This is a genomic window from Methylotetracoccus oryzae (genome assembly GCF_006175985.1).
Lineage (GTDB): Bacteria > Pseudomonadota > Gammaproteobacteria > Methylococcales > Methylococcaceae > Methylotetracoccus > Methylotetracoccus oryzae.
Genome location: NZ_SRSH01000013.1, coordinates 53,223 through 79,345 on the forward strand (window position 1 = coordinate 53,223; position 26,123 = coordinate 79,345).

The 26,123-nt window shown below is 62.4% G+C and carries 20 protein-coding genes; 7 read left to right on the forward strand and 13 right to left on the reverse strand.

The genetic code is table 11. The features are described from left to right. Positions 1–105: 105 nt before the first annotated feature. The 4 genes from BWR02_RS13855 to BWR02_RS13865 form a co-directional block, all read right to left on the reverse strand. Positions 106–2,271 (reverse strand): peptidase domain-containing ABC transporter, encoded by a 2,166-nt coding sequence (locus tag BWR02_RS13855; RefSeq protein WP_139558511.1) that lies wholly within the window; start codon positions 2,269–2,271, stop codon positions 106–108. Next, complete coding sequence (locus BWR02_RS13860) at positions 2,268–3,542, reverse strand: HlyD family secretion protein (protein WP_139558513.1); 1,275 nt, start codon at positions 3,540–3,542, stop codon at positions 2,268–2,270. Before BWR02_RS13860 ends, BWR02_RS13855 begins: the two co-directional genes overlap by 4 nt. Positions 3,543–3,976: 434 nt before the next feature. Continuing rightward, positions 3,977–4,138, reverse strand: coding sequence for a hypothetical protein (locus tag BWR02_RS20935; protein ID WP_162560162.1), 162 nt, complete (start codon positions 4,136–4,138; stop codon positions 3,977–3,979). Between the two features lie 523 nt (positions 4,139–4,661). Beyond that, the gene (locus tag BWR02_RS13865) at positions 4,662–5,729 is read right to left on the reverse strand and encodes a lipid II:glycine glycyltransferase FemX (RefSeq protein WP_162560163.1); all 1,068 of its coding nucleotides are present in this window, start codon (positions 5,727–5,729) and stop codon (positions 4,662–4,664) included. Positions 5,730–6,312: 583 nt separating this feature from the next. Between BWR02_RS13865 and BWR02_RS13870 the strand changes: the two genes are divergently transcribed. Further along, positions 6,313–7,125 carry a bestrophin-like domain gene (locus BWR02_RS13870; protein WP_139558516.1) on the forward strand — a complete coding sequence of 271 codons (813 nt, stop codon included), beginning with the start codon at positions 6,313–6,315 and terminating at the stop codon, positions 7,123–7,125. Between the two features lie 330 nt (positions 7,126–7,455). On the opposite strand, the gene BWR02_RS13875 is transcribed toward BWR02_RS13870, so the two are convergent. Continuing rightward, positions 7,456–8,139, reverse strand: a complete 684-nt coding sequence (locus tag BWR02_RS13875; RefSeq protein ID WP_139558518.1) for a hypothetical protein — start codon at positions 8,137–8,139, stop codon at positions 7,456–7,458. A gap of 506 nt (positions 8,140–8,645) precedes the next feature. Next, positions 8,646–10,607 (reverse strand): dynamin family protein, encoded by a 1,962-nt coding sequence (locus BWR02_RS13880; protein WP_162560164.1) that lies wholly within the window; start codon positions 10,605–10,607, stop codon positions 8,646–8,648. A gap of 262 nt (positions 10,608–10,869) precedes the next feature. Between BWR02_RS13880 and BWR02_RS13885 the strand changes: the two genes are divergently transcribed. From BWR02_RS13885 to hpnR, 3 genes are all read left to right on the forward strand, one after another. After that, positions 10,870–11,112 (forward strand): hypothetical protein, encoded by a 243-nt coding sequence (locus tag BWR02_RS13885; RefSeq protein ID WP_139558522.1) that lies wholly within the window; start codon positions 10,870–10,872, stop codon positions 11,110–11,112. Positions 11,113–11,354: 242 nt separating this feature from the next. Then, entirely contained in the window at positions 11,355–12,398 is a 1,044-nt protein-coding gene (locus BWR02_RS13890) for a cytochrome-c peroxidase (protein WP_139558524.1), read from the forward strand. Between the two features lie 167 nt (positions 12,399–12,565). Beyond that, the gene (gene hpnR / locus BWR02_RS13895; protein ID WP_139558610.1) at positions 12,566–14,110 is read left to right on the forward strand and encodes a hopanoid C-3 methylase HpnR; all 1,545 of its coding nucleotides are present in this window, start codon (positions 12,566–12,568) and stop codon (positions 14,108–14,110) included. A 15-nt stretch (positions 14,111–14,125) separates the two neighbouring features. On the opposite strand, the gene BWR02_RS13900 is transcribed toward hpnR, so the two are convergent. The 5 genes from BWR02_RS13900 to BWR02_RS13920 all read right to left on the reverse strand — a co-directional run bounded on the left by BWR02_RS13900 (position 14,126) and on the right by BWR02_RS13920 (position 19,539). After that, positions 14,126–15,406 carry a YfiM family lipoprotein gene (locus BWR02_RS13900; protein ID WP_139558526.1) on the reverse strand — a complete coding sequence of 427 codons (1,281 nt, stop codon included), beginning with the start codon at positions 15,404–15,406 and terminating at the stop codon, positions 14,126–14,128. Positions 15,407–15,687: 281 nt separating this feature from the next. Further along, positions 15,688–16,320 (reverse strand): DUF3047 domain-containing protein, encoded by a 633-nt coding sequence (locus BWR02_RS13905; protein WP_139558528.1) that lies wholly within the window; start codon positions 16,318–16,320, stop codon positions 15,688–15,690. Between the two features lie 35 nt (positions 16,321–16,355). Then, positions 16,356–17,747 (reverse strand): hypothetical protein, encoded by a 1,392-nt coding sequence (locus tag BWR02_RS13910; protein ID WP_162560165.1) that lies wholly within the window; start codon positions 17,745–17,747, stop codon positions 16,356–16,358. A 122-nt stretch (positions 17,748–17,869) separates the two neighbouring features. Continuing rightward, complete coding sequence (locus BWR02_RS13915) at positions 17,870–18,754, reverse strand: DMT family transporter (protein ID WP_139558531.1); 885 nt, start codon at positions 18,752–18,754, stop codon at positions 17,870–17,872. A 44-nt stretch (positions 18,755–18,798) separates the two neighbouring features. Then, the gene (locus BWR02_RS13920; protein WP_139558533.1) at positions 18,799–19,539 is read right to left on the reverse strand and encodes an SDR family NAD(P)-dependent oxidoreductase; all 741 of its coding nucleotides are present in this window, start codon (positions 19,537–19,539) and stop codon (positions 18,799–18,801) included. A gap of 428 nt (positions 19,540–19,967) precedes the next feature. On the opposite strand from BWR02_RS13920, the gene BWR02_RS13925 reads away from it, so the two are divergent. Next, positions 19,968–20,489: an SRPBCC family protein gene (locus BWR02_RS13925; RefSeq protein WP_139558535.1), complete on the forward strand. Its 522-nt coding sequence runs from the start codon at positions 19,968–19,970 to the stop codon at positions 20,487–20,489. 525 nt (positions 20,490–21,014) lie between these two features. On the opposite strand, the gene BWR02_RS13930 is transcribed toward BWR02_RS13925, so the two are convergent. Continuing rightward, positions 21,015–23,237, reverse strand: a complete 2,223-nt coding sequence (locus BWR02_RS13930; RefSeq protein WP_139558537.1) for a 6-bladed beta-propeller — start codon at positions 23,235–23,237, stop codon at positions 21,015–21,017. A gap of 472 nt (positions 23,238–23,709) precedes the next feature. Next, on the reverse strand, positions 23,710–24,324 hold the full coding sequence (locus BWR02_RS13935; RefSeq protein WP_139558539.1) for a class I SAM-dependent DNA methyltransferase: 615 nt from the start codon (positions 24,322–24,324) through the stop codon (positions 23,710–23,712). A gap of 214 nt (positions 24,325–24,538) precedes the next feature. Between BWR02_RS13935 and BWR02_RS13940 the strand changes: the two genes are divergently transcribed. Continuing rightward, positions 24,539–25,150 carry a LemA family protein gene (locus tag BWR02_RS13940; protein WP_201276273.1) on the forward strand — a complete coding sequence of 204 codons (612 nt, stop codon included), beginning with the start codon at positions 24,539–24,541 and terminating at the stop codon, positions 25,148–25,150. A gap of 15 nt (positions 25,151–25,165) precedes the next feature. Further along, a complete protein-coding gene (locus BWR02_RS13945) occupies positions 25,166–26,122 on the forward strand; it encodes a TPM domain-containing protein (RefSeq protein ID WP_139558541.1) in 957 nt (318 codons plus the stop codon). Position 26,123: the final 1 nt, after the last annotated feature.

The following is a 26,123-nucleotide window of genomic DNA, read 5'->3' on the forward strand; positions in this document are numbered from 1 at the left end:
GAAGACAGGCGAGCGGCATCCCGCCGGGACGAGCAGGCCTCTGCGACACAGCGCCAGGCGGCGGTGCCACACTTGAGCGTTGGGCAGGGGGCGCCGGCAGCGCCCCTAACCCGGCAGGATACCGCCAAGCCCTGGATTGAATTCCTTGTCGTCGACCAGAACCTGAAAGTTCTTTACCACTCGACCCTGTTCGAGAACGATGAGCCGATCCGCCGAACGGATGGTTTCCGGGCGGTGCGCGACGATGATGCGGGTCACATCCGTCGCGCGGATGGCGGCATTGACCGCCCGCTCGCAACCCAGGTCAAGATGGCTGGTGGCTTCATCCAGCAGCAAGATGCCGGGCCGATGGTATAAGGCGCGCGCGATCAGCACCCGCTGCTTCTGCCCACCCGACAAAACCGTACCCATGTCGCCGATCAAGGTGTTGAACTTCATGGGCATCGCCTGGATGTCCTCGAAAATCGCCGCGAGCTTCGCGCACTCCTCAATGCGATCGGAATCGGCGTTGCCTGCGAAAAAGCTGATGTTATCGGCGATGGAACCGGCGAACAGCTGATCTTCCTGCATCACGACACCAATCATGGAGCGGTAGTTCTCGACCCCAAGGCGGGTCAGGGTCTCGCCATTGATCAGGACCTCACCGCGCTCGGCCCGCACCAGGCTCGCGAGTATCTTCAGCAAGGTCGTCTTGCCGCATCCGGACGCCCCGACAACCGCCACGAATTCGCCCGGATCGACGCGAAAGTCCACCCCGTCCAACACCCAGCGGTCATTCTCGCTGTACCTGAACCGCACGCCGCGCACCTCGACGGCCGCGGGCGCCTGATCGTCACGCCGGACCGGCGTCAAACCCCGTGTCTCTGGGGGCGTCAAGGCAATATCGGCGAGACGCTCGGCGTGCAACCCGAGCATCCGCAGGTCGACCGCCTTGTTGATCAGTTCGCTGACTCGGCTCAGAAACTGCTCCTTGTACGCGATAAACGCGAGCAACATGCCCACGGAGAGCGCGTTCTCTAGAATGCGTTCCGCCCCGAGCCAGACCACCAGAATCGTCAGCCCGCCCAGCAACAGTTGATGGGCCGTGCGAAACACAAACTGAAGCTTCTGCATCGTCAGTTCGCGGTTGACCGTCTCCACCAGAAGATTGAGCCAGCGCGTTTGGCGAAGCTCCTGAGCGTTGAACAACTTGATCGCGGTAATCCCGCGCAAGGTCTCAAGAAAGTGGCTGTCGCGCCGTGCGGCCCAGACGATCGCTTCGGCCGACGCTTCGCGCAGCGGCAGAAACGATACCCACCGCAAGAGGCCATAGAGAACGGCCCCCAGCAACACAACGGCCGCCAGTGGCGGCGAAAAGACGAACATGATGGCCAGGGTCAGACTGGCCATGACACCATCCAGCACGGCTTCCACCAGTTCCGTTGTGATCGCCTCCAGAATGACTTCCTGTGAACCGAAGCGCGACATGACGTCCCCCAGGTATCGGGTCTGGAAGTACGCTGCCGGCAGGTTGACGAGATGGGAGAAGAGATTCGCGCGACCCTGCACCTTCAGCGATGCGCTCAGCACCATCACCATCCAGCCACGCATGGCGCCGACCGCCGTCTGCAACACGAGCAGCATCGCAAAACCCAGGGCCAGCGTGATCAGCAGATCGCGATCGGCAGTGACCAGCGCATGATCGACGACCCACTGCATGAAGAGCGGGCCGGCGATCGCAAAAACTTCGATGGCCAGTGCGAGTCCCAGCAGTTGGGCCAGCGAGCGCTTCAAGCCGACCACGCGTCCGAGCAACGCGCGAACCCGGACACGCGCCGGGGCCTCACATGGCGCGAAACCGCCCGTGGGAGCCAGCTCCAGTGCCACCCCGGTGAAGCTCTTTGAAACCTGCGGCATTTTGAGCCGGCGAACCCCCATCGCAGGATCATGTATCACCACGCCGTCACGGCCGACCTCCGTCAGCAGGACGAAATGGTTCAGGTCCCAGTGCAGGATGCATGGCGCAGTCAGCAGCGAGAGCTCGTCGAGTTCCACCCGGACGGGCCGGGCCGCCAAGCCGATCTGGGCGGCGATCCGGATCAGATCCTGCAGCGTCGAGCCCTTCAGCGATACGCCGAAGCGGCGCCGCAAGTCTGCCAGGTCCGTGCGATGGCCGTGATGGTGCAGCAGCATGACGAGGCAGGCGAGCCCGCACTCAGCCGCTTCGGTCTGCAGCACCATCGGGACGCGGGCGTTATGCCACCCCAGGGCAAGCGCATCCAGGGCCTTCATCCGTGCAGATTTCCCGTCAACGTGTACAGCGGATCGAGCATCCATTCAAACAGTCGCCGCTGCTCGATCACGACGCTGGCTTCAACCTGCATGCCCGGCTGCAGCGGTACTGGCTTGCCGTAGGCACTGACCGTCTGGCGCGCGAGCCTGACCGTCACCCGATACACAGGTTCCTTGGCTTCGAGGACGCTGGCAAGGCCGGACAACTGCGGCGGCAGTTCACCCGGACTCAGCGCCGAGCGGGACACGTGCTCTACATGCCCCTCGTATTGACCGAACTTCTGGTACGGGTACGCCTGATAGCGCAGCAGCACGCGCTGCCCGGCCCTCAGAAAACCGACGGAGCGGCTGGGACTGAACAGATGGGCTTCCAGGGTCGAGTCCTCAGGCAGAATGCTCAGCAGTGGCGCGGTTACGTTCGCGCCGCCCCCCAACTCGGCCTGGATGGCCGTCACGGTTCCGTCCTGCGGCGCCTGAATCACCAACTGGCGGCGCGATTCGGCTTCGGCAAGGCTTTGCTCCAATTCGGCGATGTTCCGATCGATCTGCGCGAGCTGCGTGTGGCCATTGAGCGGCAACTGCTGCAGTTCGCTCCGCAACGTGACCAAATCCCGTTTCGTGTTGGTCAGGCTCCGCTCGAGGTCTCGCAGCTTGAGTGCCTGGTCGAGCCGTCCCTCCTCTCTCTCCTGCAGTTGCTGCACCGATACGAAGCCTCGCTCGATCAACTGCCGGAACCGGGCCGACGACTGCTCCGCAAGAGCCAGCCGTTCCTGCTGCAGTTCGATCTCGCGTTCCAGGTGCTCGCGCTCACGTTCCAGCGCCGCGATGCGCTCCGACAATGCGGAAGCGCGCTGGGCATGGAGTTTTTTCTGGACTTCCAACTCCGCTTTCAGGCTGTCCCGACGCGCGAGCAACTGGCGGGCAACCTCCTGCTGGGTAGCCCCACGCGTGACACTCAGCAATTCGGTGGAGACCACGGCTAAAGGCGCCCCTTTCCGCACCCGGCTGCCCTCACGCACCCGCAACTCGGACACGACACCCGCCTGCGGCGCGAAAACCCGGACCATACCCTGCTGCGGCACGAGCCATCCATTGATCTGAGCCTTACGGGTGTACTGGCCAAAGAGCAGCAAACTCAGCACAGCTCCGCCCGCCAGGATGGCGAAGACGAAAAACAGTCGATGGGACAACCGGGGGGCTAGCAGCACCGTTCCCAGCCACTGCGCCTGACTCTCCGCGAGCACTTCAGGGCGAAAAAGCGATTGGTTCATGGCAGCGCATCCGAAAAAGGGACTATCGGGCAGCACGACCAAAAGCCAGGGCCCGGCTCAGCCGGCTCAGGAAGACAACCATTACGACCACTACCCAGTCCGCACGGCCGTCTGCCCGGGCAGCCGAGTGTTCCTAGCCAGAGCCGTTGGAAGCGGGCGCCTCGGCGGGGCTCTGCGACGTCTCCATCCGGTTAATCCGGTGTCGACCCCGGCCGACATACACCCGAATCCTCGGCGGCCGGCGCATGACCGCCAAGTCAACGCAAAAGAGGCCGCCCCGACGCCTCGCCGGGACGACCTCGACCTCCACGTAGCAGCCTCTCCCGATGGCCGAAGCCGCACTCATCGCTGGTGCGCACGCATCCGTGCCGTCTTCCCTGTGTGGCTTATGTGTCCCGCTCCCTGCGTGGAAGTCCCCACATCATTACAGCGCTCTAGTACTTGCAATACTTCGGGTGCTTGGGGTGATGGTCATGCTTTGGATATTTCGGGTGCTTGGGGTGATGGTAATCCTTATGCTTCGGGGGATCGTAGTATCCGCCACCCTTTCCGCCGCCGGAAACCAACTCCATTTCCTCTACCTTTAGCTCGCGCATGACTTTTCTCCGTGATAAACAACAAGAAACCTGGACGGCTACAGGTGTCGAGACTTGTCTTGATAAACCCTCCGCCCAGCGCTATCTGATCGCATAAAGCGACATTGCGCCCCCCATTGAGCCACCGCTAGGCAGGCAATGGCGGCAAAGATAGGTTAACAAAAGAAACGCCCCGTCAAATCGGGATGACTACCTATATCTATGGAGTTACTCATACGATAAATTTCCGTAACAACGTATGTCAGCTGGATATATTAGAGAGATTAAATACGAGAAATGAGTGCTGCGACGCGTAGCCGTCAAAAACATAAAGCTAGATCATTGGCAGAATATCGGCACTCGGCAGAAAATTTAAACTCACACCAAGAAACACGTATAGAGAGATATGAATGGATGCGGCAACACAATGCCAGAAACGAGCTCGGGCAGAATAACCTAACCAGCCATGTGGTATTATTGGCGTGTCAGTATCAATCAGGAGGCAATCCTTGAGCCTATCAGCCTAAAGCGGCTGGCTTCTCCGTCACGTGCTTGCCTTGTCCTGCAACGCTGAATCGCTCAGCAAGCCGACTGAAGCGTCCTGCTCCGCCTGAAGGCTCTCTCGATAACGGGCATAAGCAAGCGAATCGTATACATGATCCAGAGACGGAACCCAACTCATCTCGCGCCCCCCGAGTTTTCGCTTGAATTCGCTGAAACTGGTCCAGCCACTCTCTGCCTCATGCCGCGGAGAAATGCCAAACAAATCATAGATCTCGCAACCACGAGCCTTCGCTTCCCGCATGATGTGGAAGTGCAAGAGATAAGGCGCCATCACGTTGCGCTGGGTCGCCCGGGAGGCACCGTACAGATAGGTCGCCACGTTGCCAAAGATGATCACGACCGCTGCTGCCAACCGGATGCCCTGGTACTCGGCAAAATAGACGCCACCCTGTCCCGTTCGCGCCAGCAAAGGAATCAATCTCTGGTAGTAATCCGACCCTTGCCCCTTGATTCCCTTTCTTTCACACATCTCGGTCTGCATTTCGCAGAAATCGATGACCCCTTGTTCCGATGCGTCCTCAACGATCACCACGCCATGCTTTCGCGCAACCGCCACGTTGTAGCGACCTTTCGGCTTCATCTGCGCGAGGATGTCCGTGTCACTGTGCGTCAGGTCAATCAACAGGGTATCGCGGGGGACGTGAAAATACTCGCCCACCTCCCGAAAGCCATGCACGAAAGTCGGGAGACTTTCCCAGGGCGGCTCTATCCTGAGGTGACTCACCACGGAACTGTCATGCCTTCGCTTTTCATCGATGAAATCCATGAACGCCTGGAAAGCCTGCGCCTGATCGGCAATCGAGTCGGCCTGCATCAAGACCGGCCCTTCTGGCACGAAGTAGAAGCAGCTCTCCGCGTCATAGGCCCATCGCCAGATGGTCGCACCGCCGACGATAGTTCCCCGGTCCCGAAGCACCATGCCGAAGTGATCCCATCCCGCCGATACCATGAAATCCGACCACCACGACGACTGCATGAACCCGGCACAAGGCTCCCAGGCAACGAAGTCATCCCAGCTCTGCTTCCGCTTCGCGCAGTCGTCAACCACTTCGCAAGTTCCCATCCACTAAACCAATGCAGATCGACCGCTTTGCCGCCAAGTATGGGCAACGGACGCCATGGGGTCTTCAAACAACACAAAGATCTTCCACCGTACGGATTTGCCGAGGTGTGTGACACGGCCGCTGGGCTACCGCCCGCGGAGCGCTTTGCCCCGGCTGGTGCCCCAACGCGGATCTGCGGGCGAACGATGCCGCGCGTCGTGTCAGGGGGATCAACGTAGACCAAAACTATCGCGTGTTGAATCCGTACGCTTACCTAGCGCTTTTGTAGGAACCCGATACCCCTCCGGGCCATCGCTGGGTAAGCCGACCGCTCTGGTCCGCTTCGCAGTGATTGCACCGTGCCGCGCCAGGCCGGCCGGTGACTCCCATCAGATGACCGTGGGGAAAAAAAAGAGGGGCCAGTACCACACTGTGGCAGCGGCTCGGTCCGCGCCGATCATGCCCCGCAAGCGCTGACCCAAAGGCTGTGCCAACGCCAAGAATTCGATAAGCTCCGGGATTACCTCCCTGCCTTGGCAGGCCCTACCCTGCGCCGTTGTCCAGACACAATTACGGGCCCCACTCCTCATGCTGCAGATTTACTGGCTTTACGACCTGCCGAACTGGCTGCTCTGTTTGCTGATCCTGGTCCTGTTCACCGGGGGCTCGATCCTCGGCCAACGGGTGTCTCGACGGTTTGTGCGGCGCTTCTTTTCCCAAGCGCTCGAAGACCACAATGAAGCCGTGGGCGCGATCATAGGGTCATACGGGGTGTTCTACGGCATCACACTCGGGCTGATTGCCGTCGCCACCTGGGACAACTTCGACGCATCGGAGGATCTGATCATGCATGAGGCGTCGGCGCTGTCGGCCCTTGACCGCGATGTGTCCGCGCTGCCGGAACCGGCATCCGGGGAACTGCGGGCGCTGCTCCGCGACTATCTCGATTTCGTGATCGATCGCGCCTGGCCCGAACACCGCAAGGGCCGCGTGCCCGTCGACGCGGACAGCCGCATCAACGCTTTCCAGAAGCGCCTCGTTGAGTTTGAGCCGCGGACGGAACGTGAGTCGGTGCTGTTTGCCGAGGCCATCGAGCAGTTCAATGTCATGTTTGAACTGCGCAGAGACCGGATCTCCAGTATCGGCAATGGACTCCCACCCATCCTCTGGGGCATTGTGCTGGCCGGCGCGATTCTGAACATGATCCTGCTTTACGTGCTGCGCATCGAACCCTTACGAACGCACATGCTGCTGATTGGGCTGGTGGCAACCTTTATCGGCCTGATGATCTTCTTCATCGTGGCGATGGATCACCCTTTCGTCGGCGAGCTCAGTATCGAGCCGACCGCGTTCGAAGCACTGAGGCAAGGGCAAATGTCGAGACTGCCCGGCAGCCCGTGACCGGACATCAAGAGGCCAAGCGCCCCGACTCGCGCAGTGCACAGGGAAGTCAAGGGATGGCCGACAGGGCGCTGTGGGGTGCGGTGGGGGAGACGGCGGGGCCCCGTCCACAGGCTCAGGAAAAACGGCAAGCGAATCGGCCCCGCAAACCGGCATAGCGCGATCACGGGACCTCATCGATGGCTTCGACCCGACCCTATCAATGGGTGAGCTTCCCTGCACCCTGTCTCCAGCGGACCAGCCGGGCGAGTCGCGCACCCGGCTGGGACAAGGTCTGGGCCAAAGCGAAACTTATACGGCTCCCTGCCGTGACGCAGAGCGCAGCGTCCCCTACGGGGCCACCGGCAGCGGCAGAATCGGCGCCTTGCGGATGTCGAGCGAGTAGTTGAAGCCATGCGGTCCCGGGCCACCCGTGCCGCAATCAGCCGCGTTGCAGCTGCCACCCAGAACGATCAGGTACTGACCGGGCTTGAGCGTCTTCGAGAAGGCCGCCGTCGAGCCGGGCTCGACCACGGACAGCGTCGGCGTGCCCTTCTTCACGGCTTGCCCGTCGCAGTTCGTGAACGGAATCCCGGAGTTGGCATAACCCACGAAGGCCGTTGCCCCGTCGCCACCCGGAGTCTGCGGCTTCAGGAAGCTGCTGGTCCCCTCCAGGCTGATCTGGTTGTAGTCGTGCGAGAGGTGATTGGAGCCGACAAAGCTGCCATTGGTCTGCCAAACGGAGAAAGCCGGATGCATCGTGTCCGATCCCGTGCCCATCGTAATCTGTACGGTGGCATTCCACGGCACCGTGAACGTATACCACTTGCTGTTGTGGGCCCAACCACAGTCCGGGGTGATACCGTTCTGACCGTCCCACGCGTACACCGGAGCCGTACCGGTCAGTGCAATCGAACCGTTCTTTGCGGCGGGCACGGAGCCCAGGTCGGTGACGCTGATCGCATTCGCGGCACCGGAAGCCAGGGCCGAACCGGCCATCAAGGCGGCAATCGTCGTTCGCAGATTGAATTTCATAAGCTTGATCTCGTGTGTCTTGGCTAAATGGAGTTTCCGTGTCGGATCGACAGCGGATGTGCCCGGCGTGGAGCTCCGGCACAACGGTCAGACGATCCGTGATTTACGTCCACAATAAACGTGCCATGAGCAGAGCCCTTTGGCTCCGCGCCATCCATTTCAAGCAGGTTCTTATCTGATTCGGGAAATACCCTAGTACTGAGTGAAATCACGAACTTATTCACGGGACTGAAACGGCAAAGCCATATCGCACGACGCGGGTTCGCGCGCAGCCGCTCCTGGCGGAAAACTGGGTGAGGATGGATGTCGGAATGGGCTACGGCTCCCGGCCGCAGCAAGGCCATTCTGGCGTGACCTGATCTGTGCGACGCCCCGTCATCACGCGTGATGACGACGATCTATCAGTGGAACCATCGCAAAAAAAGGATGGTCGCTCGGCGCGGGTTGGCTGTTACCCCCGGCCTCGGCGCCCCGACCGACACATCACGGTAGGTCAGCCGGGCCGGCTACGCATCAGCCGCGAACTCCGCCTCGACCGCTCCGTCGCTGAGAGAGCGTTCAACGGAGGCCGTGAGACGACGGATCTCGGCAAGTTCGTCCAGCTGCGCGCGGGCTGCGTCCCGCGCGGTGGTCAGAGCGGCAATCTCGGTATCGAGGGCTTCGGCACGCTCGTGCACCTTGCGGTACATGTCGACACGGCCCTCGATCGAAAGCCTGCGCTCTCGCAGGCACTCGAGTAGCGGCACGAAAACGGTGGCGGCCCACGCCGAGGATTCGTCATACGCCAGCTGGAAAAGGACTTGCGCCCGCGCGATCAGCGTACCGTAGAGCCGGCTGATGACGACAGTCTGATACATCGACGTCGAAGACGCGCTCGCGCGAAACTGCTCGCCCTGTTCGAAGATCTCCTCCAGTTCGGTCTGATAGGCCTCCATCGAGAACTCGGCCGGCTTCAACTCCCCCAAGGCAGGGTCGGCGACGAACTGAGAGAAAATCGCGCCGGCCAGGATGCCGGCCCCTTCGCCCTTCTCGGCGGCCGACCCGAGCGCGCTGCGCAGTTCTTCCAGCACTTGTTTCATCGCGGTCTTCATGCCGAACGTGGTCAGACTGTCGGACATGCTGCGCCGGGTCCGGTCGACGATGCCCTGGATACGTCCGGGCGCCAGGACCTCCTGCAGCGATTGAGCTGTCTCCGAAAAGGTCCGAACATCCTTCGTCAGCGCCTCCACTGTGGTTGCGTACGCGGCTTGCTCCGCTTGTGCCTGCTCCAGCAAACGGCGGCTGAAGGCATCGTTCCGCAGCCCCAGTTCACGAAGTTCGGCGAGTTGCCCGTCGAGATTCTGTGCGCGCTCGTCAACGATCGCGCGCCACTGCTCCAGTTCGCTAACCAGGACCCGTACAACATTCTCAACCAGTATTTCCTGGCGTATACGCACAATGTCGTCCGCCAGATAACGCTCGAGGCTCATCAGGCGCGATCGTCTCAGCAAGGATCCATCGCCCCGGATCTTGGCCAGCAGACCCTGCTTGGCCGAGATCGGAAAGACGTCGCGAGATTCCACGTTCAGCGTACGGGCGGTACTCTCCACCTGCTGCTGGAGCATGGCCTCAAGTTCCGTTTCGGTATTCAACTCGTCCCAGACCGAATCGATCTTGTTGAGCACAACGATGAGCCCCTTGCGCCGCGTCTGCCGTTCACCCCTGACATGACAGCGCCAAACGTCCATATCGCTCTTGCTGACGCCGCTATCGGCCGCCACGACAAACACCACGGCCTGTGCCCTGGGCAGGAGACTGAGAGTCAGCTCCGGTTCGGTACCAAGGGCATTCAGCCCCGGCGTGTCAACGACGACAAGACCGCGCTGCAACAAGGGATGAGGAAAACTGATCAGCGCATGCCGCCAGCAAGGAATTTCCACGACGTCCGCCGGGCCGGGGCACGCGCGAAATGCGTCTTCGGTAGATAGACCGAGACGTTCCGCCTCCTGGCGCGGAACCCGCTTCGTGGCGGCCAGGGCGCGAAAGGCCTCCTGCATCTGCAGGGGCGAACCGGCATCGAGCGGGATCTGCTGCCAACAACGGGGATCACGCTTCAACGCCGTCAGGTTCTCGTCGGACAAGCGCGTTTCGATGCCGATCAGTCTGATATAGCTTTCGCCACTCGGATCGCAAAAAATTTCAGTGGGGCACATGGTCGTGCGCCCTGGCGAAGACGGCAGCAACCGCAGCCCGGTATCTGCAAAGAACAGCGCGTTGATGAGTTCGGTCTTGCCCCGGGAGAACTCGGCCAGGAACGCCACGGTAAGAACGTCCGACTCCACCGTCTCCCGCATCCGGTCCAACTCTGTCAACAGGGCATCGCCCCCGAGTCCTGCTACCAGCAGCCAGGCGCGATAGCGTTCGATCGACTCGATCAGACGCTGCCGCCAAGCCTCGTGCGCGCGTAGCGTTTCTGCCAATCCGTTCATGTTCATGTGAACTCTCGCCATCGCGTCGAGGGCGGCTGGGGGATCATGACGCCCGAGAACCGCAGTACAGCCCAAGGCTGCCGCGGGAATCAGATCTATCCCGCTGAAGCGCGTTGCCATTAAGTCTAGCTACCGGGGCGGCGCGATGCCCCGAGACGGGACCAGGACTTGAAAACGCGTGGTGTCGACGCCACCAACTGATGGGCATAACCTCGCGCGTGCCGCGACACGGCACGAAGACCGCAAAAGAGAGTGAGCATCGATGGATATCCTTATGTACCTGCTGTTCCTGGCTGTCGGATTCGGACTTGGGGTGATTTGCAGCGTCAGCATCCTGGCCAACCGGATCGAGCGCCTGAGTCATCAGGAGATCACCGTACCAACTCCACAGGTTCAAGTTAACGTCAGCGCCGAACTGGTCGCCCGCTATCTGGAATCCTTCGACCTGATAGCGATCCCCAAGCACCTCGTCGCCGCAGCCGAATCACCCGCTACCAAGCACTGAGCCGCGGAGTGGCCCGTCCAGCAGGGTGGGCCACCCGATCGTGTTGCATTGGGCGGGTTTATTCACTATAAGATGCGCGCTGAACATCACAAGAACGAAGGATCCGACGGCAAGGCGCAGCCATGGCCTGGCGGGGGGCGCCCTTCCGATGTGGCTGGCGTCACTGCACGAAAGCCGCTTTACCGTTGTCGGTCCTTTGCATGTCGGACTGTCGCATAACGTCTAAACCTGAGGAGTCACAGATGTCGAAGTTCAAATTTATCGGGCTTGCCGCAACCCTGGCAGCGACCGGTCTGAGTGGCGCAGCCATGGCTGCCCAATGGCAGGCATTGCCGACCAAGGCTCCGGAGCCGGCCGACAATCCCACCACACCGGCCAAGGTCGAACTCGGCAAGATGCTGTACCTCGACCCCCGTCTGTCTTCCAGTGGCACGGTGTCCTGCAATTCCTGCCACAACGTCATGGCCGGCGGCGAAGATAACCGCGGCGGATCGGTGGGGGTCAAGGGGCAAGTCGGTGGGCGCAGCGCTCCGACCGTATGGAACTCGGCTTTCAACTCGGTGCAGTTCTGGGACGGCCGCGCCGCCAGCCTGGAAGCCCAGGCCAAGGGCCCGGTCACGAATCCGATCGAGATGGGCATGAAGAGCTGGGATGACGTCGTCGCCCGGCTGAAGGAAATACCCGGCTACCGCCAAGGCTTTGCAGCAGCCTTCGGCAGCGCGGACGCGATCAACGTCGACAATGCTGCGAAAGCGATCGCTGCCTATGAGCGGACGCTGATCACACCCAACAGCCCCTATGACCAGCACGTCAATGGCAAGACCGGTGTGCTCACCGAGCAGCAGGTTCGCGGCATGAACGCCTTTGCCGAGGTCGGTTGCGTCAGTTGCCACAGCGGGCCGGCGTTCAACGGTCCGACACAGGCCGAGGGCACGGGTTTCTTCATGAAGTTCCCGACCTTCCCCGATGCCGCGCTGGAAGCCAAGTACGGTTTCGAAAAGGATATCGGACGGGCCGAAGTGACCAAGAACGAAGCGGACAAGCACTTCTACAAGGTACCGACGCTGCGCAACATCGCGCTGACCGCACCTTACTTCCATAACGGCAAGGTCATGGACCTGCCGACCGCGGTTCAGGTCATGGGCAAGACCCAATTGAACAAGGATCTCAGCGAACAGCAGGTGAACGATATCGTCGCCTTCCTGAACGCCTTGACCGGTGAGTTCCCAAGCCAGGCGATGCCGCATCTTCCGGACTATCCGAACAAGACGTTCGCCTACGAATAGATCCCACCGTCCACGGTGCCGACGAAGCCAGCCCCTGTCGGGGGCTGGCTTTTTTTTTGTGATTGGGTAGATTGTTTTTAGGGGCGGGCCGAAACCATCCACCCTGCAGGCCATGCCGGGCACGGCCTGCCACACTGCGAGGAACCCACTGACGCGAGACCATGCCCATGAAATTCCTGGCCGTTCACCCCAGTCCGCTGATGTACACAAAGATTTTCCTGCGCCTGGAACCGCTCGGACTCGAACTCGTCGCCGAGACCGCACGCCGGGCCGGGCATCAGGTAAGGCTTTTGGACTTGCAGGTCGAAACACACCAGGATTTCGAGCGGGAACTCCGGGACTGGGAACCGGACATCATCGCCTTCTCGCTGAACTATCTCGCCAACGTCCCCGAGGTGATCGATCTGGCCAAGGCCGCCAAGGACCTGCTGCCTAACAGCTTCATCTTCATCGGCGGGCACAGTGCCTCGTTCACCGCTCATGAACTACTGGAACACGGCGAGGGCAAGATCGACTGCATCCTCAAGGGCGAAGGGGAATCAGGCCTGCCGCCGCTGCTCGAAGCCATCGAGCATGACCGGCGCAACGTCAGTGCGGTACCCGGCGCCGTCACGCTGGACGGTGAAGGTCCGCCGCCGGGATTCGTCGCCGATCTCGACGACATCCGTCCGGCACGCGACCTGATCAGACATCGCCGGAAGTATTTCCTGGGCACGCTCGATCCCTGCGCATCGATCGAATTCACCCGCGGCTGTCCATGGGACTGCGCGTTCTGCAGCGCATGGACCTTCTACGGGCGCAGCTATCGGGTCATGAGTCCGGACAAGGCCGTCGACGAACTGGCGCGCATCCGCGAACCGGGCGTGTTCATCGTCGATGACGTGGCCTTCATCCAGGACAGGCACGGCCTGGAGATCGGCGAGGCGATCGCGCGACGCGGCATCAAGAAAGAGTACTACCTGGAAACCCGGGGCGACGTGCTGCTGCGGAACAAGGAGGTGTTCAAGCTCTGGAAACGCCTCGGCATGGAATACATGTTTCTCGGGGTCGAGGCCATCGACGAAGAGGGGCTGACCAAGTTTCGCAAGCGGGTCAGCCTGGGCAGGAACTTCGAGGCGCTGGAATTCGCCCGCTCGCTGGGCATCACGGTTGCGATCAACATCATTGCGGACCCCGATTGGGATCGTGACCGCTTCAAGGTCATCCGCGAGTGGTGCATGGAAATCCCCGAAATCGTCAACATCAGCGTCAATACCCCCTATCCCGGCACAGAGACCTGGCTGACCGAATCGCGCCCGCTGACCACGCGCGACTACCGTATGTTCGACATCCAGCACGCCGTATTGCCGACCCGACTACCGCTGAACGAGTTCTACGAGGAACTGGTCAGGACGCAACAGGTGCTCAACATGAAGCACCTCGGCTGGGAATCGCTGAAGGGGACGGCGCGGATCGTCGGCCGCCACCTGCTACGCGGGCAAACCAACTTCCTGAAGAGCCTTTGGAAATTCAACAGCGTGTTTAACCCCGCGCTGCAGATGGCTGATCACGCTCGGCCGGTCAAGTACGAGATGGCGCCTCCACCGCCTCGGTGCGAGGCGAAGATCGACATGAAGAACCTCTATGTCCACCAGTCGCGCGGGCGAAAGAGCCGCGCGCTGGACGACTCCACCGAGCGCTTCGTCGACGAGACGCGGGCGGGCGCCGCCTGACCTGCCTCGTTTCGCTCAAAAGCGATAGATCGCGAGGGCGGCGATCCGCGCTTCGATCTCCCGCCTGACCTCGTCGAAGGCAGCGCTCTCGATCGACCCGAAACGCCGTTCGAACTCGTCGGTCCGCATGTGCTCGGGCAGGTCTTTGATCGGTGGCATGAACAGCGACTCGTCAGCGGACTGGCTCAGGCGCTTCTGCAGATTGCGGGCGGCTTCGGGCGAATGCACGGCGAACTTGCCGAAGGTCGCGCCGGCAGTGTCGGCCGCCAAATCCGTGAAGCTGAACCCGCTGCCACTGTGGATATCGTTGATCTCCTTAGCCATGGCCGCAACGTCGGCGAGGGTGCGTGTGCCGGATACCACCAGCGCCGCCGAAATGACGAAATGCTGGGCTGTGTCGACGCGCCGGTTGAGTAAGGCCAGACGCCGGGGCACCAATGGCTCCGCGCTGCTGACATCGCCGATCGGGCTGACATCCCGCCCATTGACATAAGCGTTCAGCAGCAGGATCACGGCGCGATTTTCCTCGACGGGTTCGTGGTCCACCAGGGAACGCGCCTGCGCGAGGGCGAACAGCGGCTGCATCAAGGTCGAGAGGCGGACATATTTCTTGATTTCCGGCCGGCTGACGACATCGCTCAGACACTGCTGATAGATCACCAGCCGCTCGCGCAGCGCGACATCGGTCTCCCAGTCGCCGGCCTGATCAAGCGCCTTGCGGGTCCAGTCGAAATGCACCCTGAGGCGGCCGTCCACGACACGTACCTCCTGCACCACATCCGCAGCGATCCGCCGATAGCGGGAGACTGACTTGGATTGGAGCAGGATCTCCAGCAGCCAGCCGATCAGCGGGTGCGGGACGGCCAGACGCCCCACCTTCAACTGCCGGACCACCGGAAACGGTTCGGCGTCATCCGCGATCAGGCGAACGTTCAGGTACAGATCCGCCCAGGGCCACGGCAGCTTGGCGGTGGCCTGCATGCGCAGCCGCGGCCCGCGAATCGAGAACTGCGCGCCGCCCAACAAGCGCTTCCGCGCGAAGGCATATTGCGTGATCGTCGCCATGTCGTCGGTGGTGAGCGCAACGGTCTTGCGCACAATCTGCCGCCGGCTGTCCGGCACCGAATTGCGTAGGATCGAGCGCGTCCGGGATAGCGCATCGGTCTGCGCCACAGGAACCAGATCCACGGCAGGAACCCGACTGAGTACCAGCAGTGGCAGCAGCACGGCCAACGCAAGGATCGCGGCAGCCAGTGACGCGGCCGGACGAAAGAAGGGACGCATGCTGTCGATCATCGCGGCGGGGCCGCCGGTCGGGCCTGACAGCGGCACACGGACATTCCAGACATTCAGGAACTGTGGGGGGGGTTGGCGAAGGGTTTCAGGATGCCATCTTGGCGCGTGGACGCGTAACAGGCAATCCCTCACGTGTGGAATAAGTGGCCCCGCCATATGCCCTGGCGGGCCGTCGCTGCCGGGGAACGGCGCTTGACTGTCCGGCCGCATCTGTCCGACGGCGCGACCGAGCGGAGGAACTTCAGCGGAGAGAAGCCGGCTGGCAGACCCGGGGCACAGCGTTAGTCCGAGGAAAAGAAGATGTCACCGTAATATGCCAGCGCGCTGCCTCCGGCGTTATCGGTATCGGTCATCAACGCAACGGCATCCAGTTGCTCGACACCATCGCCGAAAAGCCGGCGCCAGTCATCGCGGACATTTCGCTTCTCGGTGACCCAACGGCCGGCCTCGCGATCACCCGAGCGCAAGGCCAGCATCAGCACGCCGTTGCCCGCGAACGCGTTCGGCCAATGAGTCCCCACCATGGCAGAGCTGGACCACACATAGTTCAGTGCCCGCGTCCTCCAGAACGCGAGTCCGCCACTGACGATAACGTAGAGGCGAGCCGGATAATCGTCACCGCTCCGGCTCCGTTCGTCCGGGTTGCCCAGCGTTCGATCCACCCGCCAGGACCAGTTCAGATAGGGCGTTCGGTTCAGATCCACCGTGAGCTCGCGATAGAGGCCGGACGCAGCTGCCTCACTGTGGGCCCGCAACACGGACTTGCCGTTCAGCCGCACCAGGCCGTACTCCGTGACGCCCTTGAAAGCCTTGCGCTGCCAACCAACCAGATCGCCAGCGGAAAAGGTGCCCACGTCCAGGCGCTCAGCCATGGCGCCGAGGGGGGCAAGCGAACCCAGCAGCAGCATCCACATCTGCCCGGTTATCCCAAGCCTGTGCCGCAGCGGGCTCACAACGGCCTCAGCAAACTGTCCAGGAGATCGGCGTCATCGAAATGGCGACGGCCGACGAGCGCGATGGCATGGGTGCCGATCCGTCGCATGGCGCCCGGACTCGGCACTCCCGACGGCCACAGCAGGAAGCGCTCGATACGTTGGGTGTGCGGCACGAGGCCGTCCGGACCGAAAAGGCTGCGGCGTGAGCCCCGGGATGTGCGCATGGCCAAAAGCTCTTCGTGCTCCCGCCATGCATAGCGCTGCGCGGGAAGTTCCTCAGTGTCCGCATAAACGGCCTGAAGGTAATGTTCGCCAGCCGAAATGCGAAGGACCAGCCGCTGCCCGGGGCGGGGCGGCAACAGCGGCGCCGGCGACAGCACGGGCTCGCTGTGCAGCGCGGGCTGTTGCACGCGGTAGCCCAACCCCGGGAAGACCTGATAGTAACAGCCGCAGGGATGGATGCTGTCGTAGGCGAGCGGCGCGCCCTGCCGATCGAGTGTGACGCGCCAGATCAGGCCGTCGAGATCTCCGGCATAGATGTCCAGCCAATGCTGCGCGGGCCGTCGCGGAAACCAGATCAGATAGTTCAGCTGCAACAGCGACTCTCCGCGAAAACGCGTGTGCGTCACGAACCGGTACACGACAGGGCTATCGACGCGGACCGTCGGGAGGCCATCGTTACGCCACTCCACGGCACCGATCCGGTCGGCCGACGACAGCGCTTCGATTTCCCAGACCGGTGCGAATGTCTCGAACAGTCGCCGCCGCTCGCTGCCGCGCGGATCGGGAATCGCGAGGGGGTTTTGCGCAACCCGGGCGAGCAGTGCCGGTATCGTGTCGGGGATGGGTTCCGTCCGCGCCGGTGGGGCGTAGCGGAGGCGCTGACCGCCCTGCGATAGTGGGCCCGGCGTTACGGCAAAAGCGGCCCGTAAGCGCCGATGCAAGACCGCAACACCCTGCTCCAACGCAAGGCGAGTCAACGGATAGAGCCCCACCATGCGATGCCAGCCGGAATAGGCATCTGGCGTCGTGACGGCCGCCTTGAGTCGCTCGACCCGCTCCGGCTGTGTCAGGTCACGCGCGACGAGCTGTCGGCCGCAAGTCCCTACGACCTCCTCCGGTTCGAGCCCGGGAAAAGGCGAAAACACCGCACGGGCGACGGTAGCCTGGCCCAGATTGGCAATCTCGACCCGTCGCGATGCGGCATCCAGCGCTCGCAGGCGCTCCAGCCACTGCGCCTGGGCGACGGGCCCGAGGTCGTTCCGCCGGAAGCTCGCCAGAAACCGATCGCTGCGCAGGTAGGGTGACCCGGGGAGTCGATAGGATCCTGCGTCGCGCGCGCCAGCGAGCTCGGTTAGAGCGTCCAACTCGGCAAAGAAGCGCTCGCAGCCGGCGGTGGGCGACACGGCCGGCGCGATTGGCGAGACATGGATGCACGCTCCCAATGGCAATACTGTGCTCAGCACACCGACGCAGGGGGATCGCCAGCGGTTCCGCCGCCCTAGAACACGATTGCCGGGGAGCGCCTTCATGCGACGGCGCGATCGGCGCCTATCAGGATCATACCCACGACCATCGTCGCGGCCGAAACGAGCCGCCGTCCCGGCTCACGCTCGCCGAACAGCAGGGCACCGTACAACACGGCGAACAGAATGCTGCTACGTTTGACCGCGATCATGTAGGCCGCCTGCACGAGATCGATGGCGAGAAAATGGCTAACGATCATCAAGGCAAACCAGAAACCGATCAGGAGATGAACACCGGGGCGGCGGCTCAACACCCGCAAGCTGACGGGACGGACTGCCGACACGACGATCAGCGTGAATGCGCCCAGCAGTACGAAGTAGAGGGCACCGAACAGCTCGCTCGGCACATCGTGCATCGCCGCTTTGCCGGTCACGGTCGTCACGCTGTAGATCAGCGCCACACCCAACATCAGCCGGACGCCGGGTTCGCTCCGGAATGCGCGCAGTGGACCGAGCAAAGTGGCCGCCGAGCTGTTGCCGGAACCGGCGTGAAGCAGGAATGTGCCACACACGACGAGCGCTATCCCGGCCAGCCCCATACTCGAGACCCGCTCGTCCAGCAGGAGCCAGGCAACGATTACCGTGAACACCGGCGTGAACGCCAGATATGGCAGCGACAGCGACATCGGTGAGTCGCGCAAGGCTCGCACATACAGTCCCATGGCCAGCAGTTCGAGCGGCAGGGAAACCGCCAGCCATCCCCAAAATGCGGTCGGCAGTTCGGGCAGCCCTTGCGCCGCAACGACCGGCAGCAACAACGCGGCCGGGTAGACCAGACGCACGAGCACCAACTCGGCGGTCGCATAACCGCTCAGGTACCGCTTGGCGAGGGCATCCGAGGTGGCCAGGCTGAACGCGGACAACAACGACAGCAGCACCCATTCCACGCGGCTTCAGAGTGCAGCGCGGAACCGTCGATGATGCGGCAGCGTCATGGCTTCACGGCCGGACGAACCGCGGAGAAGCCGCCATCCACCGGCAGCACCTGCCCCGTGATCCAGCCCGCATCCGGAGACAACAACCAGGCCATCGCGGCCGCACCATCCTCGACCGAACCGTACCGTCCCAGGGGATACTGCGCCGCGATGTACTGCTCGGCATTGCCAACGAACAGCCGATCCGTCATCGGCGAGCGCAGCAAGCCCGGCGCGATGGCATTGATGCGCAGACCCTTCGGGCTGTAGGTTGCTGCTGCAGAGCGCACCAGCGCCTCTATCGCCCCCTTGCACATCGCAATGGCCTCATGATTCGTGACGCCGATTCGCGCGACGACGGACGACACCAAAACTGCCGCACCCTGGGTATGGTGTTCCAGGCAGGCGTCGATCCAGGCCCTCAGCGTGAAGAATGCGCTGTCCAGATTCGCGCTGACGGCCTGACGAAACTGCTCGTCGCTGGTTTTGTGCAACGGCGCAATCAACGTATTGCCCGCGCAATGCGCGAGTGCCGCGGGCGGAGTGCCGAAGGCCGCGATGGCTTGCCGCATCGCCTGGCGGGCGCCATCGGCCGTGGCGCAGTCGGCTTCGATGATTTGCGCTGCCGGTCCCGTGAAAGACCCCATCGAGGCAGCATTGCGCGTCACCATGGCCAGTCCCCAGCCGGCACCGGCGAGACGAATGGCCAGCGCGCGGCTGAGACCACCCGAGCCGCCGGTAATGAGTGCATAAGACATGGTCTTGACCTCCAGAAAACAGACCCGGACGGCGATGGCATCGCCTCTGCGGCCCAGCGGCTTCACAGCCCAAGCACTGATGAACCCGCGAAGCCACGCCGCTCGCTGCTCCGGTTAGACAGTCGAATGCCGCACACGTCTCCGCAACGGTCCACGCCCCCCCTTTCGCGGGAGCGGGCCGGGAGTCCGAGACACGCCGTAAATCCGTCCCTGGAGGCTAGCCTGCGGGTTCCCTCCCGCAGACGGTCTCTCCCTCCCAGCCCGCTTCCACCACCAAGCCAAGTTAGGGTGAATCGTCACCACGTCTCCCGCGGCACCAATGACCGTCCGGCGCTCGGGTCATCATACGGGATCGCGGGCCGCTTGACCGGATGCGGCTGAATGAACGATATCGTGGGGTTTCGATTCGAAGAGGGCAAAAACACGCTATGAAGGTTTACCGGATACATCGCCGCCAATGGCTGCCTATCGATCGCGATCAGGCCTGGGATTTCTTCTGGACCCCCCACAATCTCGAAGCGATGACCCCGCCCTTCCTGAACTTCCGGATCACCTCCGAGGTGCCCGACCGGACCTATAACGGCCTCATCATCACCTATCGCATCGCTGCGGTTGCCGGCATTCCGGTCACCTGGGTCACCGAAATCAAGCACGTCGTCGAACCGTTCCAGTTCGTTGATGAACAACGGCTCGGACCCTTCCGTTTCTGGCATCACCAGCACCGTTTTCACCCCGCCCCCGGTGGCATCGAAATGGAAGACGACGTCCACTACGTGATGCGCGCCGGATGGATCGGACGGCTGGTACATCGCCTTTTCATCCGGCGGCGCCTCGAGCAGATTTTCGACTTCCGTCACGCCTATCTGCGGGACCGCTTCGGGCCGGCGCTCGCGGATGCTCCGGCCGTCTCAGGTAAACCGTACCGACCGCATCAAGGATCCGGCGACTAGATGGTTGACGTTGTCGCCACCGGCGCAGAGATCCATGGCACACAAGCACCTGCTGCTGGGGGATGATTCGGGGGTTGCGATGCGTGTCACCGGATCAGGCGCGGGCGAGCAAACGCCGGATGAGGATGTTCCGGCAACCGGCAAGCCCGACGCCGCTGGACCTCCCAAGCGAAGGCCGCGAGCCACTCGATGCGCCGATGGAGGCCGCTCGATGATGTTGCCAACGAACTGACAAGTCGGGATGATGTCCCGGAGATGGCGGACACCACCGCCGAGACGGCGCACGGAGCGACTGCCGAGAGGGCCGAGAGCGCGCAATGCAATCACTCCGAAGCGGTAGGTTGCGGCCGATTCGGCGCGGTTAACGTTCCCCTCGTCGACGCCCTTGACGCGCCGAATCGTGCGACCGCCTGACCGTGGTCCCAGCGTGGGCACAGCGCGCAGGCAGCGGGATTGTACTCGAAGCCCCACGGGCGAGCGGCGGTTTACGCCGCCGCTCGACTTGCGGTTGGAAAAGCCGGGCTACTACGGTACCGGCGGTGCCGTAACGCGAAGCCGGACGCGCTTCACACGCGTCTGACCACCTCCGCGAGCCTGAACATAGAGATCGTAGGTTCTGGCCGGGGTGTTGATCCTGGTATCCAGGCTCAGCGTGCTCGATCTCGGGGGCACCACCGCCGGCCGCGAGAACTCGTAGGTAGTGGCTGGCGGCTTGCCCGACAGCAGGCACAGATTGACACGCTCACCGCCGGTATTCGGACCGATCGCCGTCACTCTCGCCGTGTATTCCGCGACGGCATCCTGCACGATCCTATTCAATGCCGGCGTCACCGACAGGCCCAGGCCGAACGCCTCGAAAACCTGGACTCGTTGGTTATAGCCGTCCGCCACGAAGATCGTGTTGGTGGAACCGTCGAACGCCAAGCCCTCGGGATTGTAGAACAACCCATCTGTCCCGATGTTCGAATAGCTGCCCCAACTGGTGATGAACTGGCCGGTGGATGCGAACTTCTGGACCCGGTGATTACCCTGATCGACCACATACAGATTCCCGGCGGCATCGGTAGTCGCACCGATCGGATTCGAGAACTGGCCCTTGCCGCTGCCGCTTGAACCCCAGCGCGTCCGGAATACACCGTTACTCGACAGTTTCTGCACACGACGATTGCTGTATTCGACCACATAGATGTCGTGCGTCTTGGGATCAACCGCGACTCCGGAAGGAGAGTTGAACCAGCGATTGCCGGACCCACTCGAGGGCACAGGCGCGTCCCCCGTCCAACTCGTGCCGTTGCCTACGCCCAACAGGAAACTACCGGTGCTGCCCTGAAACTTCTGTACCCGGTCGTTGTATGAATCGGTAACGTAGACCCAGTCACGGGCGGAATCCACTGCGATGCCGCGCGGGTAAGTGAATTGCCCGCTGAACTTGCCCGAGCCACCCCATTGACGCTGGTAGGTCCCATCCGGGGTGAAGACCTGGACCCGATGATTGTAGTAATCGGCCACGTACACTTCATGGGTAACGGTGTTGACCGCGACCGCGATAGGCCGATAGAACTGTCCTGTCCCGGCACCGTAAACCCCCCATTTACGAAGGAAGTTCCCCGCCCGATCGAAAACCTGAATGCGGTTGTTGTTCTGATCGGCGACGAACACTTCACTGCTGGCCGGGTCGACGGCGACCGCTGCCGGGTAGTTGAAGAGCCCATCCGCTGCCCCAGAACTGCCCCATTTCGTCTGGAACAGGTAGCTGATATCGGACGTCGACGGTTGGAAAATCTGCACGCGATGGTTCTGGTAATCGGCAACGACGACGCGACCCCGAAAGTCGACGGCGACCCCGACCGGCCCGTCGAGCTGACCGGAACCTTTACCCGTCCACCCCCAACTGGTCACGAAGGTCCCATTGGGGCGAAACACTTGCATACGGTCGTTATAGAAATCGGAGACATACAAATCACCGCAACCGTCAAACGCCAGCGCGGCAGGACCGTTCAACTGGGCTCCGGCGAAGCGACTGTCGCCAGCCCCCTGTGCACCCCACTTCCGCTGGAAGGTCCAGACGCCTCTGACCAGCTTGAAAACCTGGATCCGGTCATTGTTGAAATCGGCGACATAGGCCAGGCCCTCGGTGTCGATGGCAATGTCGTAAGGTGTGTTGAACCGTCCGTCGTCGGAACCCGGCCCCCCCCAACTGCCGTTGTTGGCGCAATTCAGACCGAGGCGAACGATCGCATGCGAACCGGTGTTGGCGACGAACACGGAACTGCCGACCGGATCCGCACCGATACCATACGGATTGTTCAAGCCCGGTGCTTCACAAATGAAGTTGCCGTCCGTATCGAATTTCTGAACCCGATCATTGCCGGTATCCGCAACCCACAGATTGCCCTGACGATCGACCGCGATGTCCCGCGGATAGCTGAAGTAGCCGAGACCACTACCCGGCCCACCGAAATTGAACAGGAAATTGCCGCTGGCATCGAACTTGGACACGCGCTGGTTGTATTGATCCACCACCCAGATGTTGCCTGAAGCGTCCACCGCCGTTCCGTGCGGATAGGAAAACTCGTCGTTCAGATTGCCCTCGGACCCAATCAGCCTCAGGGAGCTGTAGCTCTCCGCGTTGGGCGCCACGAAACCCATCGGTTCCACGTCGGCGGCGGGCGCCGGCCGCGATAGAAGGTTCGTGGCAAGCGCTGTGGTCAGCAGCAACGCAAAATGTCTAGCGAGTTTGGCAACCATAGTGATAGTGCTCCAGGGTTGGTTGGAGGAAGGACGTAGCGGCACACTCACGGCGACTCCGGCATGGCAATCTCCGAACCCCGCGGACTGAACGTTCCAGCCGAACCGGCTGTTCCAGGCACACCTGCCCCTTACGCCTTGAGGCGTAGAACTCTAGGGGAATAACCCCTACAAGGCAATCGGAAATTTTACCCTCACCACCAGGCATTTCCCTTCTTGTCGGCGACCCGAAACACCGATCCACGAAGTCTGGACGGCTCTTCGAAAGCACCGGCATCAACGTGCGGGGAGCGCGACCCTCAACGCCTTTATTGCCGAAGGGATGCGAGTCAGGGTACGCGCAGGAACTCGCCGTCGTCCTTCCATCAGATGAGACGGACGGTCTCGGTTCCCGCGCCGCAAGCCGCTTGATGCCGTGCATTGGCCATCCCTGCGGCATCGACCTTCTTGCCGCCGAGTCGCGCCCGGCGACTCAGCGGGCGGCGCGCCACACGGTGGCGAGCCAGGGTTGCTGCGACCGAGGCAGCCCCGGGGGGCGGTAGTAGTGCGACAATTCGACGAAACCGGCCGCAATCAGGTAACGGCGCCAGGTTTCGAGTTCGTAGTAGCTCCCGTACCGGCCGCCATTCCAGCCTTCCTCGTCGTGCCCGCGCGGATTCGAGGTGAACAACACACCGCCCGGCTTCAGTGTGTTCCGCAAGTCCCGGAGAACGCGTGGCAATTCGCGGCTCGGGCAATGGAACAGGCTCGCATTGGCGAACACGCCGTCGAAATGCGAGACGGGCAGATCGAGCGACAGGAAGTCCTGACACCACACCTCGCAGCCGGTGCGATCCCGCGCCATGTCGACGAAGCGCTTCGCGCCGTCGAGCCCGATGGCAACGTGACCCAGCGCCTTGAAAGCGGCCAGGTCGCGTCCGGGTCCACATCCCAGATCGAGTATCGTATAGGGTGGCTCGGCCTCGATGGGATCCAGCAGCGCGGCGATGTTCTGGCTGACATCGTGATCCCGCGTCCCTTCCCAAAAGGCCTCGGCACGGTCGTTGTAATGCGCCAGAGTCAACTTAGACGTAGTCGTGTCGGTCAAGGGCTTTGATCCTCCTTTGGAGATAGCCGCTCAAGCGAATCACCTCATGCGCGGCATGTCTACCACGATCCATCGCACCGCACGTCTGTCACCAGCTGTGCACCCCGATCAAACCTTAGGATGCGGCGAAAAAATGCCTCTTCCATTCTCGATGGAGAGGAGCCTTATGGTAGATTCCGCCTTCGAACAGGGAAACCCACCGGGAGCAACCGATATGTCGAAGTTCAAGTGGCTGGCGCTGACGATCCTGATGGCCGCAGCGCTGAGTGGCTGCGGCTACAACACACTGCAGCAGCAAGACGAGCAGATCAAGGCCAGCTGGAGCGAGGTCGTGAATCAGTACCAGCGCCGCGCCGATCTGGTGCCGAACCTGGTTAACGTCGTGAAGGGCTACGCCGCGCACGAACAGGAGGTATTGACGAAGGTCACCGAGGCGCGCAGCCGCGTCGGGACCATCCAGGCGACGCCCGAGCTGCTGAACGACCCGGCGGCCTTTGCCAAATTCCAGTCGACACAGGGCGAGTTGTCGAGCGCGCTGTCACGACTGATTGCGGTCTCGGAAAACTACCCGCAGTTGAAGGCCGACGGCCTGTTCCGAGACCTGCAGGCGCAACTCGAAGGTACCGAGAACCGTATCACTGTCGCGCGCAACCGCTATATCAAGGCTGTTCAGGACTACAACACCACGGTCCGGACCTTCCCCACCAACCTGACCGCGCTGGCATTCGGCCATGGCTTGAAGCCGAATTTTACCGTCGAGAACGAAGCGGCGATATCGAGCGCACCGACCGTCGATTTCTCGAAGCCCGCGCCGGCGAAACCTTAAGGCCCCGCGACACCGATGCCCTTCGGCCCGCTGCGCTGGCTGACCTTCGCAGTCTGCCTGCTGGGCTTCATCGCCTGGAGCCCGGCCCGCGCCGATGTTGCCGTTCCCCCGCTGACCGCTCGGGTCACCGACCTGACCGGTACGCTGGCGCCGCAGCAACGCCGGGAACTGGACCAGCGGCTGGCGGCACTCGAGCGCGAGAAAGGCAGCCAGATCGCGATCCTGATGGTACCGACCACGCAACCGGAAACGATAGAGCAGTACGGCATCCGGGTCGCCGACGCATGGCAGCTGGGGCGTTCCGGAGTGGACGACGGACTGATCATCCTGATGGCAAAAAACGACCGCAGCTTGCGCATCGAGGTCGGACGCGGACTCGAAGGCGTGGTACCGGATGCCGTCGCGAACCGGATCGTCGAGGACATCATGGTGCCCTATTTTCGGCACGGGGATTTCCACGGAGGATTGTCGGCCGGCGTCGACAGCCTCACGAAACTGATCCAGGGCGAGCCACTGCCGAAACCGAGCTGGCACGCGCCGAAGAGTGCCGAAGTCGACCTCGGCGCGGTGTTCTTTTCCTTCATCGGCCCGCTGCTGTTCGGCCAGCTGCTGCGGCTCATGGTTGGCCGGCTGCTGGCCGGGGCGCTGACCGGAGGCGCCGTGTACTTCCTGATCTCGATGGTACTGGGCCTGCCTTCAGCGCTGGGACTCGCGCTCGGCTTCATCGCCTTCATCCTCGTCGTGGGTGACTCCGGGCGCGGCGGCGGGGGTTTTTATACCGGCGGCGGCTATGGCCGGCGCTATCGCTACCCGCGCGGCGGCTCCTACGGGGGTGGCTGGAGCGGCGGGGGTTACGTCGGGGGCGGTGGCTGGAGTACCGGTGGAGGCGGCTGGAGCGGCGGCAGCGATTCCGGCGGATTCTCGGGCGGCGGGGGCGGCTTCAGCGGCGGCGGAGCTTCGGGACAATGGTAGA